This is a genomic window from Stenotrophomonas maltophilia (assembly GCF_002799245.1).
Classification (GTDB): domain Bacteria; phylum Pseudomonadota; class Gammaproteobacteria; order Xanthomonadales; family Xanthomonadaceae; genus Stenotrophomonas; species Stenotrophomonas maltophilia_S.
Genome location: NZ_NEQV01000009.1, coordinates 52,551 through 65,138, shown reverse-complemented (window position 1 = coordinate 65,138; position 12,588 = coordinate 52,551). Strand labels below are relative to the sequence as shown.

Here is a 12,588-nt window from a genome sequence, read left to right as displayed (position 1 = left end):
CCGGGCCAGCCGGCTCCCGCGGTGATGATCAGGCCTGCAGACTGCGGGTCTGGTTCTGCTGCTGCTCCAGCTGCTGGTCGCGCTCCAGCGCAAGGCGCTGATTGGCGGCTTGCTGGTCGATGCGCTGGCTGCTCTGTTCCAGCGGTGTGTTCATCGCCACTGCCGTATCCACCGACACACGAAGGTGCGCCGGGTCGCCGCCCTGGCCCTGCACGGCGAAGCTGCGCGAGGCATCGGCATTCATCATCACCTCGTCGATGCGCTTGCCGCCTGCCGCATGCATTTCGGCGGCCAGACTGCCTGCCAGCTGCGTGCTCATCACGTCCGGCACGCGGCCGACCCGCACGTCCTGCGCATGCACGCCACGGATCGCATCGTTGAACAAGGGATTGCCAAGATGGTTGGCATCGTCCATGCGCAGCATGCTGGTGTGATGGCCGTTCTTCTCCGCTTCGCGGCGTGCCGGCTCACCCGGCTGCAGCGGGCCACGGATATGGTCGTACAGATCGACGGCGCCGCCCGGGATGCCGCGTGCCGCGCGGGTGACGCCACGACGCAGTGATTCGACGTCGTCACGGTACTCCTCGATCATCTTGGCATTGTCTTTTGCCAGCTTCTGCGTTTCCGGGTGTTGCAGCACGGAGCCGTCGCCGAGGAAATTGCCCAGCTTGTGCGCGCCGAACGAGCTGCCCGCTGCGACGAGCGGGCTGTCCGGGATAAGGGCGCGCATCGGGTGATTGCTGAAGCCGTTTGCGGCGAGTGTCTTGATCTCATCCGGCTTGGCATAGATGCGTACCTGGCCGAAGTGCGGTGAGGCCGAGCTGACCGGATCGGAGGCCATGACATGGTTGATCATGGTGTTGCCGCCTTCCGGGATGCGGTAGCTGAGGCTGACCGCGCCATAGGCGTTGAAAGTCTCGCCCTTGACGTTGAAGTGGTGCGAGGTGATCTGGGCCAGGGCGCCACCGAGGGAGTGGCCGGTGACGGTGACCTGAGGGGCATGGCCGCCATTCAAGCGTCCCTGCAGCGCGGCAGTTTCGAGCGTTCTCTGTGTCAACGCGATCGCGTCTGGCGCCTGCACATTGGTCCGAGCAACCACCATGCCGCCATCGGTCAGGATCGCATCCCGAGCGATCTGCTCGGTGCCACGATGGGCGATGACGATCTCTTTGCTGTCTACGCGCTGGTAGACGGTACCTTGATAGCCGTTGAGCCGATTGTTGACATGCTCAAGTATCTTGTACTCATGACCGTTTAACGTGACCTTCTCTTCCTGGCCGGGGGTGCGTCGGCCGACGGCCCGATCCTTGTAGGCGTCATCAGATAACGCAGCATAATCCTGGGAGGTAATGGTCACGGCGCCACCTCACTTGCGGAGAGGGTGATCGTGAACAGTTTGTCCTGCAGATCTGCGGCGTAGCTGCTGCGCTCGGGCTCGCCACTGGCGGGGAAGTTGGGAACGCGATCTGCCCGCGGATAGACCAGGTCCGGATAGTAGAGCGTATGCGCGCCACCTTCGGTCAACGGCTTGGCGTCGACAAAGGTCAGGAAGCGGGTCTCTTCTTCGGCGCCCGTCGCCTTCAACATCGCCCCCGCGCCGGTGAACTCCCACTTGCAGACACCGCGACCGTAGTAGTCCTCATCCAGCATGCGGTCGATGTATACGGTGCCGCGGTACTCGCCATCAGCGACCTTGCGCAGCTCCACCGGCTCCTGGCTGGTGATGCGTGCAGCGGTGCCGGTGGCCGGCTCGATGTGGCCGCACTGGTCTTCATTGCTGACGTCGTACTGGGCCACGCCTTCGACCACCGCGAAATCGCCCGGGGCGTCCTTCAGGCGCAGCACCAGTTCATAGGCCTTGCGCGGGCTGGGGTTGAGCTTGGCGAGGCCACGCCCACCCTGGGCGACATCGGCTTCAGCAGCGGCACGTTCCTGGTTCATGGCGGTCTCCGGATGGCAGGCGGTCAACAGAAGCAGAGCAAGGCACGGAATCATCGTGTGGCGCAATGTCGGCCTCCTTGGGGATAGAGGTAGATGTGACACTGGCAGTTCATGGCGCAAGCTTCTGCACAGTGGTGGTGGTAGAGAACAGCGCGTCGCGCAGCTCTTCTTTGTACGCTGACGGATCTTCCTTGCCACTTGCTGGATAGTTGGCAGCAAGTTCGGCGCGAGGATAGGCGACCTTCGGGTAGTAGAGAGTCAACGGCGATCCGGCGTTCATGCGTTCCTTTTTGAAGTACGTCAGGAATCGCGTATCCGCCTCTCCAGTCGTGGCACGCAACATCGTACCGACACCCGTCAGCGTCCAATGGCAGACGCCACGCCCGTAATAGTCCTCGTCCTGCATGCGGTCTAGATAGAACCTGCCGCGGTACTCGTTCGCGCCGACCTTGTGCAGGGTGACGGGCTCCTGGCTGGTGATGCGGCCTGCAGTACCTGTTGCAGGCACGATCCGCCCACAATCTGCGTAGTTGCTGGCGTCGTACTGGGCCACGCCCTCAATGACCGCGAACGGGCCCGGCGCGTCCTTCAGTGTCAGCACCAGCTCATAGGCCTGCTGCGGCGCCGGGTTGAGCTTGGCCAGGCCGCGTCCACCCGCGGCGACGTCACGCTCGGCGTCGGCGTAGGGCGAGCATGCAGCAAGCGGCAGGACGGCGAGCAATGCCAGCAGCGGCCGTCCCCCGCGTTCGGGGTGTGCTACACCCATGGCCCGATCCTGCATCGTGCGTCCATGTCCATATATCCTTCCTGGGTGGCAGGTTTCCCGATTATGGAGCGTGCCGGGAGCACTGTGCCACCCTTCGGGACGGATTTTTGACGCGCGCAGGGCGCGCTGCGCCGGCAGATCGCTTGCTGCAGAGGGCATCCGATCATCGCGTTGGCTTTGCCGCCGGACGCATGTTCGCGGCTGAATCCGCAACAGAAAGCGACAATTCACATTTTCATCACTTCATCAAAGGCGTTCCCCTTGAACTGCACGATCCGTCCTGAAACCCGCGAAGACCAGGCTGTCATCCACGCACTCACCGAGGCGGCCTTCCGCGAAGCCCCGCACAGCAGCCACACCGAGCAGTTCATTGTTGATGCACTGCGTTCGCGTGGAGAGCTCAATCTTTCGCTGGTTGCCGAGAAGGACGGCCAGGTCGTAGGGCACATTGCCCTGTCGCCGGTGACGATCAGCGATGGCAGCACGGGCTGGCTCGGCCTGGGGCCGATCTCGGTATTGCCCGGATGGCAGGGGCAGGGCATTGGTGCGGCGCTGATGCACGCGGCGCTCGACGCATTGCGTGAGCAGGGCGCGCAGGGCTGTGTCTTGCTGGGGGAGCCCGCGTACTACGGACGATTCGGGTTCCGCGCCGAACCGGGCCTGGTGCTGCCCGGTGTCCCGCCAGAGTACTTCCAGGCGCTGTGCCTGCGACCACCGATGGCGCAGGGAGAGGTGAGCTACTCTGCGGCCTTTGAAGCCACCGCCTGAGCATGCGGAAGATCAGGGCGCACGCCAGACAGTGGGCTCGGGCTGCGGCTTGGGAATGCGGTAGCCGCCGATGTGCTCGAGCAGTTCATTGGTGCGGCGCTGCTCGGCCAGCAGCTCGCGCAGCAGATTGCGTACCGCGAAGATCGCGAACGGTACCAGGATCCAGACCAGGCTGATTCCCAGAGCGAACAGGGTCAGCAGAGCTCTACCACCTTCCATGCACGGCACTCCTTCGTGGACGCCGCCACGCTAGCACGCGGCGGCTGCCGAGGGATGTCAGCCGTTGTGCCGGAGATGGATCAGGGGGTACGGACGGCCCTGCGAATCGAGCGGTGAGCGGCCGGTTTCGACGAAGCCCATGCGCAGGTAGAAGCCAACGGCCTGCGCGTTCTGTGCGTTGACGTCGGTACTCAACTGCGGATGCAGGGCCAGCGCGTGCTGCAGCAGCTGCCGGCCGATGCCCGTGCCGCGCACATCCGGATCGATGAACAGCGCTTCCATGTGCGTGCCGTCGATCAGCATGAAACCAAGAGGGCGGTCCTGCGCATCGACGGCAACGGTCATCGGCGCCTGCGGCAGGAAGCCAGCCACCTCGGCATCGATGGCCTGGCGGTCTTCGGCGCTGAGGAAGTCGTGGGTGGCGTCGACGGCGCGGCGCCAGAGGTCGACGAGGGCGGCGCCGTCGTCGGCGCGCGAGGGGCGAAGGGTGGTCATGGGTTCACCAAGGTGCTGCGGAAGAGGGCGCAGTATGAAGCTTCGCGGTCGCGCCTGCAGGAGCGGATTCATCCGGCGTTGCGATGGCGGATGAAGGGGCTGTACGCAGTCGCCTCCGCGCGGAGCACCACGCTGTCCTCGAAATCCACGCTGTCGTTGAAGGGCACGATGGGCCACTGTGGCCATTGCGCCAGTCGTTCGCGGTAGTGGAGGGTTGCCGTGGCCAGTGCCTCGTCGTGCGCCTGCACGCGCTCCGGTGCCAGCCCGGAACGGACACCATGCACCACATGCGGTTCCATCACGTCGAAGCCGACGTAGCGCAGGCTGTACATCAACGGCCAAAGCAACAGACGGGTATCCCCCTCGCGGCCATCCATCCCGCATGCCCGCGCCGAAGAACCGGTGGTGACGCTTGGCAGGGCACGTTTGCCGCGCATCGCGCCGTGTTCGTGGCGCCGGCGGCTGTTGTACATCGGCCCGTAGACCAGTACGCGGTCCAGCCAGCCCTTGAGGATCGCCGGTGCCGCGAACCACCAGAGCGGGAACTGCAGGATCACCAGGTCCGCAGCCTGCAGCAGCTGCAGATGGCGCTGCACATCGGCGGGCAGCCGACCCTGTTCGGCGCCGTAACGCTGTTCGCGCTGGGCATCGAAGCGGTCGGGTTGCAGGCGGCTTGAATGGTGATGGGCCGCTTCCAGCGGATCGAAGCCCTCCGCATACAGGTCGACCACGTCCACCTGCAGGTGGTCATGCCGCAGCTGTTCGGCGGCCTGCGTGGCCAGATGGGCGTTGAACGAGCGGGGTTCGGGATGGGCAAGCAGGATCAGGGCGCGCATGGGGCAAGGTGTTCATGGAGTGTGCGACCATCCTCGCGATGCCGGAGTGCCCCGGCAATTACGCACCTTGAGGTAACCATGGCCTGTCCGGGCGATGTCTATGCCGCCGATTGCTCGGCGCGCGATGCGCTGGCGCTGATCTCCGGCAAATGGGTGATGCTGCTGTTGCCGGCGCTGGCACAGGGGCCGCTGCGCAATGGCGCGCTGCTGAGGAAGATCGATGGCATCTCGCAGAAGGTGTTGACCCAGACCCTTCGGCAGTTGGAGCGCAATGGTCTGGTCGAGCGGTGTGACCTGGGCAGCAAGCCGCTGCATGTGGAGTACCGGCTGACCGAGGTCGCGCGTGGTCTGGTTGACACGCTGTCCGCCCTGGACCGTTGGGCCGAGCACAACTTCCCGGCGCTGGACGCCGCCCGCGAGCGCTTCGACGCACGTTAGCGGCGCCTGCACGGCCACGGGCGTACAATGCCACCCCGGCGGCCTACCTGGCCCTGTAGACACGCGAGAACCGCCATGACCGATGCCCTGGGCGTACCGGTGCACGACGCCGATGAACACTGGATGCGCCATGCGCTGGCATTGGCCGAGCGCGCGCAGCGCGAGTTCGATGAGATTCCGGTGGGTGCGGTACTGGTGAGCGCCGATGGCCAGCTGCTGGGCGAGGGCTGGAACCTCAACATCGCCTCGCACGATCCCAGCGCGCATGCCGAGATCGTGGCCATGCGGGCCGGTGGCACGCTGCTGGCCAATCATCGGCTGCTCGGCAGCACCCTGTACGTGACCCTGGAGCCGTGCGCGATGTGTGCGATGGCGATCGTGCATGCACGCGTTGCCCGGCTGGTCTACGGCGCCAGCGACCCCAAGACTGGCGCGTGCGGCAGCGTGTTCGACCTGCTGGGCGATGCCCGCCACAACCACCGGGTGGAGATTCACGGTGGGGTGCTGGCCAAGGAGGCCAGCACGCGCCTGACCAATTATTTCCGCGCCAAGCGCGGCAAGCCGCCGCTGCTGCTGGAAGACCACGCCGGCGAGGGCTGAGTGGCGAAAGGGTATGATGGGCGCCCCTTTCCCTTCACCGGTAGGCCGCGCGCCTGCCCAGCAACGAGGCGACACATGGCGGACAACGGCGCGGCCAACGAGCGACTGATCTGGATCGACCTGGAAATGACCGGGTTGGATACCGACAACGATTCGATCATCGAGATCGCCACCGTGGTCACCGATGCCCAGCTCAATGTGCTGGCTGAAGGGCCGGAGTTCGCCATCCACCATCCGCTGGAAACGCTGGAAGCGATGGATGAGTGGAACCGCAACCAGCACCGCCGCTCGGGTCTGTGGCAGCGCGTGGTGGACAGCACCACCACCCTGGGCCAGGCCGAGGCGCAGACGGTGAATTTCCTGGCGCAGTGGATTCCGGCCGGCCTTTCGCCGATGTGCGGCAACTCGATCTGCCAGGACCGCCGCTTCCTGCACCGCCAGATGCCGAGGCTGGAAAAGTACTTCCACTACCGCAACCTGGACGTGTCCACGGTGAAGGAACTGGCCAAGCGCTGGGCGCCGAGCGTGGCCGCCGGTGTCGGCAAGAACAGCAACCACACCGCACTGAGCGACGTGCACGATTCGATCGCCGAGCTGCGCCATTACCGCCAGTTCATGGGTGCGCTGTCAGGGTTGCCCACGCCTTGATCGGTAGTGCCGGCCACTGGCCGGCAGTTCCAGGGCTTGCGTGAGGTGCATCAGGTTGCCGGCCAGCGGCCGGCACTACCCTCCGTTCAACTCCCTGGCGCTAAGATCGGCGCCATGAACGAGCCCATCCTGCTCCCCCGCGATATTGCCCATGACGCCCACGACTGGTCCGACCTGCAGCGGGCGGTGGCCCTGCTGGAAGCGCCGACCCTGACTGCGCGCATGGCGAACCTGGTCGGCACGCCGCTGGAGTTCGCGGTGAAGGCGCTGCCCAAGGCGGTCGCCGGCCGCATCCACGGTGCGGTGCAGGCGGCGCTGTCCAAGTCGGCGCAGGCGGCGCTGTGGAGCATGGACAACACGCCCGGCAAGGGGGCATCGACCCGCTGGCACAAACTGGCGGCCGCCACCTCGGGTGCGGTCGGCGGGGCCTTCGGCTTCGCGGCATTGTTCATCGAGCTGCCGGTGTCGACCACCATCATGATGCGTGCGGTGGCCGACGTGGCCCGCAGCGAGGGATTCGACCTGTCCGAGTTCAGTACCCGCCAGGCCTGCCTGGAGGTGTTCGCGCTGGGCGGCAACTCGCCACGCGATGATGCGAGCGAGACGGGCTATTACCTGGCCCGTGGTTTCACCACCGATGTGATGCGTCACCTGTCGGCCGAACTGGCCGGGCGCGTGGTGACCGGCCGCGACCTGACACTGGGCGTGGCACCGAAGGAGGCCGGCAAGTTGCTGGCGAAGATGGTGGAGAAGGTGGCGGCGCGATTCGGCGTGGTGGTCACCGAGAAGTTCGCCGCGCAGGCGGTGCCGATCGTCGGTGCTGCCGCGGGTGCAACACTGAATACCATGTTCACCGATTACTACCAGGACATGGCGCGCGGCCACTTCATCGTGCGCCGGCTGGAATTGAAGTACGGGGAGGATGTGGTGCGCACCTGCTACGACCGCGTGGCGCACGGTGCGGCCAGGATCGAGCCAGCGCTGTAACCCCGGGGGTCAGAGCCCCTTCCTTCGGAAAGGGATCCGACCCGAAGGAACGGGCCGCATCCTTGCCCTGGCGGAACAATTGTTTTGCCAGCGCGTGCCTGTTGCGCAGCGGGAGACATCCCCATCCTTTGCGGCACTTCCCCCGCAAGAGATTGCCGCCATGATGTTCACCTCCCATCGCCTGGGCGCGCTGACGCTGCCCAACCGCATCGTGATGCCGCCGATGACCCGCTCGCGCGCCGCCGACGGCAACGTCGCCACTGCGGAAATGGCCGCCTATTACGCGCAGCGTGCCAGCGCCGGCCTGATCGTCAGCGAAGGTACCCAGATCAGCCAGCAGGGCCAGGGCTATGCCTGGACCCCGGGCATCCACAGTGCCGAGCAGGTGCAGGGCTGGCGCCAGGTGACCGATGCGGTGCACGCCGCCGGTGGCCGCATCTACGCCCAGCTGTGGCATGTGGGCCGTGTTTCGCACGTGGCGCTGCAGCCGGAGGGCGGTGCACCGGTATCGTCGTCGGCCCTGCTGGCTGAAGGCGTGAAGGTGTTCGTCGATCCGAGTGGTGCCGGTCCGGAAACCGGCATGGGTGAAATGATCCAGCATTCGATGCCGCGCGCGCTGCGCGAAGACGAGATCCCGGGCATCGTCGAGGACTACGCGCAGGCCACCCGCAATGCGCTGGCTGCTGGCTTCGATGGTGTCGAGCTGCACGCAGCCAATGGTTACCTGATCAATCAGTTCATCGATTCGCAGGCGAACCTGCGCACCGACCGCTACGGCGGCTCGCTGCAGAACCGCCTGCGCTTCCTGCACGAAGTGGTGCAGGCCATGGTTGAAGTTGCCGGCGCGGACCGTGTCGGCGTGCGCCTGGCGCCGCTGACCGTGCAGCAGGGTGCGGTGGACGATACGCCGCAGGCGACCTACCTGGCCGCCGCCCACCTGATGGCCGGGCTGGGCGTGGGTTACCTGCACATCGTCGAAGCCGACTGGGACGAAGCGCCGCTGATGCCGGTGGCGTTCAAGCAGGCACTGCGCATGGTCTACCCGGGCACGCTGATCTATGCCGGCAAGTACACGGCCGAGCGCGCCGAGCAGGCGCTGGCTGAAGGCTGGGCCGACCTGATCGGCTTCGGTCGTCCGTTCATCGCCAACCCGGACCTGCCGGAGCGCCTGCGCCTGGGGGCGGAACTGAATCCGCCGGATCGGGCGACATTCTTTGGCGGTGGCGCGGTCGGGTTCACCGATTACCCGACGCTGGAAGAAAGCGTCGCGGCTTGATCCTGGCGGGTGCCGGCCAGCGGCCGGCACTACCGGTGCCGTTGGGTGGGTGCCGACCGTTGGTCGGCACCACCCGGAAGGATCAGGGCTTGTCGCGCACCAGTGCCTCAGCCTCGACCACGCCGCCGTCCTTGCCATGCAGGTACAGGTGCATGTCCTGCTGCGGGTAGGGGATGTTGATGCCGGCCTTGTCATAGCCCAGCTTCAGCTGTTCCAGCAGCGTGACCTTGGTGCCGAACCAGTCGGCCGACTTCACGTAGCAGCGGATGCCCAGGTTGATGGCGTGCGCACCCAGCTCATACACCACCACGTCCGGTGCCGGCGTCTGCAGCACGCGCGGGTCGGCCTTCATCAGCGCAAGTGCAGTGTCTCGCGCCAGCTGGATGTTGTCCTCGTAGCCGATGCCGATCACCAGTTCGACGCGGCGTGTCGGTTCGGCGGTGAGGTTGATGATCGGCGCGGCGGTGATCAGCGTGTTCGGAATGGTGGTGTGCTGGTTGTCGGCGCCGGTGAGGACGGTCTGGAAGATGCGCACTTCGCGCACGGTGCCGGTCTGCCCGGCCACGGTAACCACATCGCCCACGCGGAACGGCCGCAGCGTCACCAGCATCACGCCCGAGGCGATGTTGGACAGCGAATCCTTCAGCGCCAGGCCAACAGCGAGGCCGGCGGTGCCGAGCACGGCCAGCAGCGGGGTGATCTGCACGCCCAGCGTACCAATGGCCAGCACCACCACGATGACCAGCGACGCGGCATACACCACATTGCGCAGGAAGCTACCCAGCATCGGGTCCACGCCCATGCGCGCGGTCGCGCGCGGCATCGCATTGGACAGGCGCCGCGCCACCCACATGCCGACCAGCAGCACGACGATGGCGGCCAGCAAAGGCACGCCATAGGTCTCCAGCAGGCGTTCCCAGTCGAGCGAATGGAACCAGGGTGTTGCGGCGGGGGAGGGCGATGCGGCGGCGATCATGCGGGATTTCCTTTGCTGCTGCGGGACAGGCGCGAGGTGCGCGTGGCGTGCACGGACGCCAGAAACAGCAAGCCCCGCAGAGGCGGGGCTTGCATGCAGCAGCAGTATGGGCGGACGTAGATGAAAGCGACGTCAGCCCATCACGGCATCAGCCGTTGCCTTTCAGCTTGGCCAGGCGCAGCCAGGTATCGACCACGGTATCCGGGTTCAGCGACACCGACTCGATGCCTTCCTGCATCAGCCATTCGGCCAGATCCGGGTGATCGGACGGGCCCTGGCCGCAGATGCCGACGTACTTGCCCTTGGCACGTGCCGACTTGATCGCCATCGACAGCAGCTTCTTCACCGCCGGGTTACGTTCGTCGAACAGGTGCGCGACGATCGACGAGTCGCGGTCCAGGCCCAGGGTCAGCTGGGTCAGGTCGTTGGAGCCGATCGAGAAGCCGTCGAAGATCTCCAGGAACTCATCGGCGAGCAGTGCGTTGGACGGCACTTCGCACATCATGATGATCTTCAGGCCGTTCTCGCCCTGCTTCAGGCCGTTCTGTTCCAGCACCTCGATGACCTTGCGGCCTTCTTCCAGGGTGCGCACGAACGGAATCATGACCCACAGGTTGTCCAGGCCCATTTCGTTGCGCACGCGCAGCACGGCCTTGCACTCCAGCGCGAAGGCGGCCGAGAAGCTCGGGTCGACGTAACGGCTGGCGCCGCGGAAGCCGATCATCGGGTTCTCTTCGTGCGGCTCGTAGTTGCTGCCGCCGATCAGGTTGGCGTACTCGTTGGACTTGAAGTCCGACAGGCGCACGATCACGGCGTTCGGTGCGACCGAGGCGGTGAGGGTGGCGATGCCTTCGGCCAGCCGGTCCACGTAGAAGCTGACCGGATCGGAATAACCGGCGATCTTCTCGTCGATCTTCTTCCTGGTCGCCGCGTCCTGGCGGTCGTACTCCAGCAGCGCGTTCGGGTGGATGCCGATGTGGCTGGCGATGATCATCTCCAGGCGGGCCAGGCCGATGCCGGCGTTCGGCAGCTGGCCGAAGTCGAAGGCACGTTCCGGGTTGGCCACGTTCATCATGATCTTCAGCGGTGCCGGCGGCATGTTGCCCAGATCGGTGGTGGTGCGCTCGAAGCCGAGCTTGCCTTCGTAGATGAAGCCGGTATCGCCTTCAGCGCAGCTGACGGTGACCAGCTGGCCGTCCTCGATCACCTTGGTGGCGTTGCCCGAACCGACCACGGCCGGCACGCCGAGCTCGCGCGCGATGATCGCGGCGTGGCAGGTACGGCCACCGCGGTTGGTGACGATGGCCGAGGCGCGCTTCATCACCGGTTCCCAATCGGGGTCGGTCATGTCGGCGATCAGCACGTCGCCAGGCTGCACGCGGTTCATGTCGTCCAGCGTCTTCACCACGCGGGCCACGCCCGAGCCGATCTTGGCGCCGACGGCACGACCTTCGGCCAGCACCTTGCCGCCCTTTTCGGTCAGCGCGAAGCGCTCGATCTGGGTGGCGTGGCTGCGCGACTTCACGGTTTCCGGGCGCGCCTGCACGATGAACAGCTTGCCGCTGACACCGTCCTTGGCCCACTCGATGTCCATCGGGCGGCCGTAGTGCTTTTCGATGACCAGCGCCTGCTTGGACAGTTCCTGCACGTCCTCGTCGCTGATCGAGAAGGTGTTGCGCAGTTCGGCCGGGGTGTCCTCGATCCTGACGCGCTCACCCGGGACATCCGAGTACACCATGCGGATCGCCTTGCTGCCGAGCGAACGGCGCAGGATCGCCGGCTTGCCGGCCTGCAGGGTGGGCTTGTAGACGTAGTACTCGTCCGGGTTGACCGCGCCCTGCACGACCATTTCGCCGAGGCCGAAGGACGAGGTGACGAACACCACGTCGCGGAAGCCGGACTCGGTGTCCAGGGTGAACAGCACGCCGGAGGAACCGACGCCCGAACGCACCATCAGCTGCACGCCGGCGGACAGGAACACGTCCTCGTGCTTGAAGCCGTGGTGCACGCGATAGGCGATGGCGCGGTCGTTGTACAGCGAGGCAAACACTTCCTTGACCTTGTGCACGACGTCGTCGGCACCGGTGACGTTGAGGAAGGTTTCCTGCTGGCCGGCGAAGGAGGCATCCGGCAGATCCTCGGCGGTGGCCGAAGAACGCACGGCCACGGCCACGTCGCCGCCGCCGTTGTCGGCGCTCAGCTGGGCGTAGGCGGTGCGGATGTCCTGGTCCAGCTGCGGCTGCAGCGGAGCGTCGATCACCCAGGAGCGGATTTCCTTGCCCGCAGCGGTCAGCGCGTTGACGTCCTCGACGTCCAGCGTGGCCAGCTTGTCGAAGATGCGCTTGGACAGGTCGTTGTGCGCGATGAAGTCCTTGAAGGCTTCAGACGTGGTCGCATAACCTCCAGGAACGGAGACGCCCAGACCGGCCAGATTGCCGATCATCTCGCCCAGCGACGAATTCTTGCCGCCTACGCGGGCCAGGTCGGCCAGACGCAGTTCGTGCAACCACAGGATGTTCTCGTTCAAGCGCGATGCTCCGTTTGGCCATCGCCCGAGGCGGGCTGAGTGGCCGCGTCCGTAGGAAGAAGCCGATATGATGCCGGGCAGACCGCTGTCGGCACAAGCTTGTGTTGGCGG

The 12,588-nt window shown here is 65.8% G+C and carries 14 protein-coding genes; 6 read left to right on the top strand and 8 right to left on the bottom strand.

What is annotated here, in order from left to right:
* Positions 1 to 28: 28 nt before the first annotated feature.
* Genes B9Y64_RS20855 through B9Y64_RS20845 form a run of 3 tightly spaced genes read right to left on the bottom strand, consistent with a single transcriptional unit; the run spans position 29 to position 2,707 of the window.
* Positions 29 to 1,357: an XVIPCD domain-containing protein gene (locus tag B9Y64_RS20855; protein ID WP_100442277.1), complete on the bottom strand. Its 1,329-nt coding sequence runs from the start codon at positions 1,355 to 1,357 to the stop codon at positions 29 to 31.
* Positions 1,354 to 2,007 (bottom strand): hypothetical protein, encoded by a 654-nt coding sequence (locus tag B9Y64_RS20850; protein WP_100442276.1) that lies wholly within the window; start codon positions 2,005 to 2,007, stop codon positions 1,354 to 1,356. The genes B9Y64_RS20855 and B9Y64_RS20850 overlap by 4 nt, the downstream gene beginning before the upstream one ends.
* Positions 2,008 to 2,050: 43 nt before the next feature.
* On the bottom strand, positions 2,051 to 2,707 hold the full coding sequence (locus B9Y64_RS20845) for a hypothetical protein (RefSeq protein ID WP_202909095.1): 657 nt from the start codon (positions 2,705 to 2,707) through the stop codon (positions 2,051 to 2,053).
* Positions 2,708 to 2,968: 261 nt separating this feature from the next.
* Here B9Y64_RS20845 and B9Y64_RS20840 point away from each other — a divergent pair, with 261 nt between their 5' ends.
* Positions 2,969 to 3,475, top strand: a complete 507-nt coding sequence (locus tag B9Y64_RS20840; RefSeq protein WP_100442274.1) for a GNAT family N-acetyltransferase — start codon at positions 2,969 to 2,971, stop codon at positions 3,473 to 3,475.
* Between the two features lie 12 nt (positions 3,476 to 3,487).
* Here B9Y64_RS20840 and B9Y64_RS20835 read toward each other — a convergent pair whose 3' ends face one another.
* The 3 genes from B9Y64_RS20835 to B9Y64_RS20825 form a co-directional block, all read right to left on the bottom strand.
* Positions 3,488 to 3,694: a hypothetical protein gene (locus B9Y64_RS20835; RefSeq protein WP_100442273.1), complete on the bottom strand. Its 207-nt coding sequence runs from the start codon at positions 3,692 to 3,694 to the stop codon at positions 3,488 to 3,490.
* Between the two features lie 57 nt (positions 3,695 to 3,751).
* Positions 3,752 to 4,189, bottom strand: coding sequence for an acetyltransferase (locus tag B9Y64_RS20830; RefSeq protein WP_100442272.1), 438 nt, complete (start codon positions 4,187 to 4,189; stop codon positions 3,752 to 3,754).
* Positions 4,190 to 4,257: 68 nt separating this feature from the next.
* On the bottom strand, positions 4,258 to 5,025 hold the full coding sequence (locus B9Y64_RS20825) for an NAD(P)H-dependent oxidoreductase (protein ID WP_100442271.1): 768 nt from the start codon (positions 5,023 to 5,025) through the stop codon (positions 4,258 to 4,260).
* 78 nt (positions 5,026 to 5,103) lie between these two features.
* On the opposite strand from B9Y64_RS20825, the gene B9Y64_RS20820 reads away from it, so the two are divergent.
* From B9Y64_RS20820 to B9Y64_RS20800, 5 genes are all read left to right on the top strand, one after another.
* Entirely contained in the window at positions 5,104 to 5,463 is a 360-nt protein-coding gene (locus B9Y64_RS20820) for a winged helix-turn-helix transcriptional regulator (RefSeq protein ID WP_100442270.1), read from the top strand.
* Between the two features lie 75 nt (positions 5,464 to 5,538).
* Positions 5,539 to 6,063 carry a tRNA adenosine(34) deaminase TadA gene (gene tadA, locus B9Y64_RS20815; RefSeq protein ID WP_100442269.1) on the top strand — a complete coding sequence of 175 codons (525 nt, stop codon included), beginning with the start codon at positions 5,539 to 5,541 and terminating at the stop codon, positions 6,061 to 6,063.
* A gap of 75 nt (positions 6,064 to 6,138) precedes the next feature.
* Positions 6,139 to 6,711 (top strand): oligoribonuclease, encoded by a 573-nt coding sequence (orn, locus tag B9Y64_RS20810; RefSeq protein ID WP_100442268.1) that lies wholly within the window; start codon positions 6,139 to 6,141, stop codon positions 6,709 to 6,711.
* Positions 6,712 to 6,825: 114 nt separating this feature from the next.
* Positions 6,826 to 7,698 carry an EcsC family protein gene (locus B9Y64_RS20805; protein WP_100442267.1) on the top strand — a complete coding sequence of 291 codons (873 nt, stop codon included), beginning with the start codon at positions 6,826 to 6,828 and terminating at the stop codon, positions 7,696 to 7,698.
* 160 nt (positions 7,699 to 7,858) lie between these two features.
* The gene (locus tag B9Y64_RS20800; RefSeq protein WP_100442266.1) at positions 7,859 to 8,974 is read left to right on the top strand and encodes an alkene reductase; all 1,116 of its coding nucleotides are present in this window, start codon (positions 7,859 to 7,861) and stop codon (positions 8,972 to 8,974) included.
* 82 nt (positions 8,975 to 9,056) lie between these two features.
* Here B9Y64_RS20800 and B9Y64_RS20795 read toward each other — a convergent pair whose 3' ends face one another.
* Positions 9,057 to 9,950: a mechanosensitive ion channel family protein gene (locus tag B9Y64_RS20795; RefSeq protein WP_100442265.1), complete on the bottom strand. Its 894-nt coding sequence runs from the start codon at positions 9,948 to 9,950 to the stop codon at positions 9,057 to 9,059.
* Positions 9,951 to 10,098: 148 nt separating this feature from the next.
* Entirely contained in the window at positions 10,099 to 12,477 is a 2,379-nt protein-coding gene (ppsA, locus tag B9Y64_RS20790; protein ID WP_100442264.1) for a phosphoenolpyruvate synthase, read from the bottom strand.
* Positions 12,478 to 12,588: the final 111 nt, after the last annotated feature.

What these genes read in the sequence shown, in the direction of transcription:
- orn (WP_100442268.1), top strand. Translation starts at nt 6,139, where the DNA reads ATGGCGGACAACGGCGCGGCCAACGAGCGACTGATCTGGATCGACCTG.
- tadA (WP_100442269.1), top strand. Translation starts at nt 5,539, where the DNA reads ATGACCGATGCCCTGGGCGTACCGGTGCACGACGCCGATGAACACTGG.
- B9Y64_RS20825 (WP_100442271.1), bottom strand. Translation starts at nt 5,025, where the DNA reads ATGCGCGCCCTGATCCTGCTTGCCCATCCCGAACCCCGCTCGTTCAAC.
- B9Y64_RS20820 (WP_100442270.1), top strand. Translation starts at nt 5,104, where the DNA reads ATGGCCTGTCCGGGCGATGTCTATGCCGCCGATTGCTCGGCGCGCGAT.
- B9Y64_RS20805 (WP_100442267.1), top strand. Translation starts at nt 6,826, where the DNA reads ATGAACGAGCCCATCCTGCTCCCCCGCGATATTGCCCATGACGCCCAC.
- B9Y64_RS20800 (WP_100442266.1), top strand. Translation starts at nt 7,859, where the DNA reads ATGATGTTCACCTCCCATCGCCTGGGCGCGCTGACGCTGCCCAACCGC.
- B9Y64_RS20830 (WP_100442272.1), bottom strand. Translation starts at nt 4,189, where the DNA reads ATGACCACCCTTCGCCCCTCGCGCGCCGACGACGGCGCCGCCCTCGTC.
- B9Y64_RS20795 (WP_100442265.1), bottom strand. Translation starts at nt 9,950, where the DNA reads ATGATCGCCGCCGCATCGCCCTCCCCCGCCGCAACACCCTGGTTCCAT.
- B9Y64_RS20845 (WP_202909095.1), bottom strand. Translation starts at nt 2,707, where the DNA reads ATGGGTGTAGCACACCCCGAACGCGGGGGACGGCCGCTGCTGGCATTG.
- B9Y64_RS20835 (WP_100442273.1), bottom strand. Translation starts at nt 3,694, where the DNA reads ATGGAAGGTGGTAGAGCTCTGCTGACCCTGTTCGCTCTGGGAATCAGC.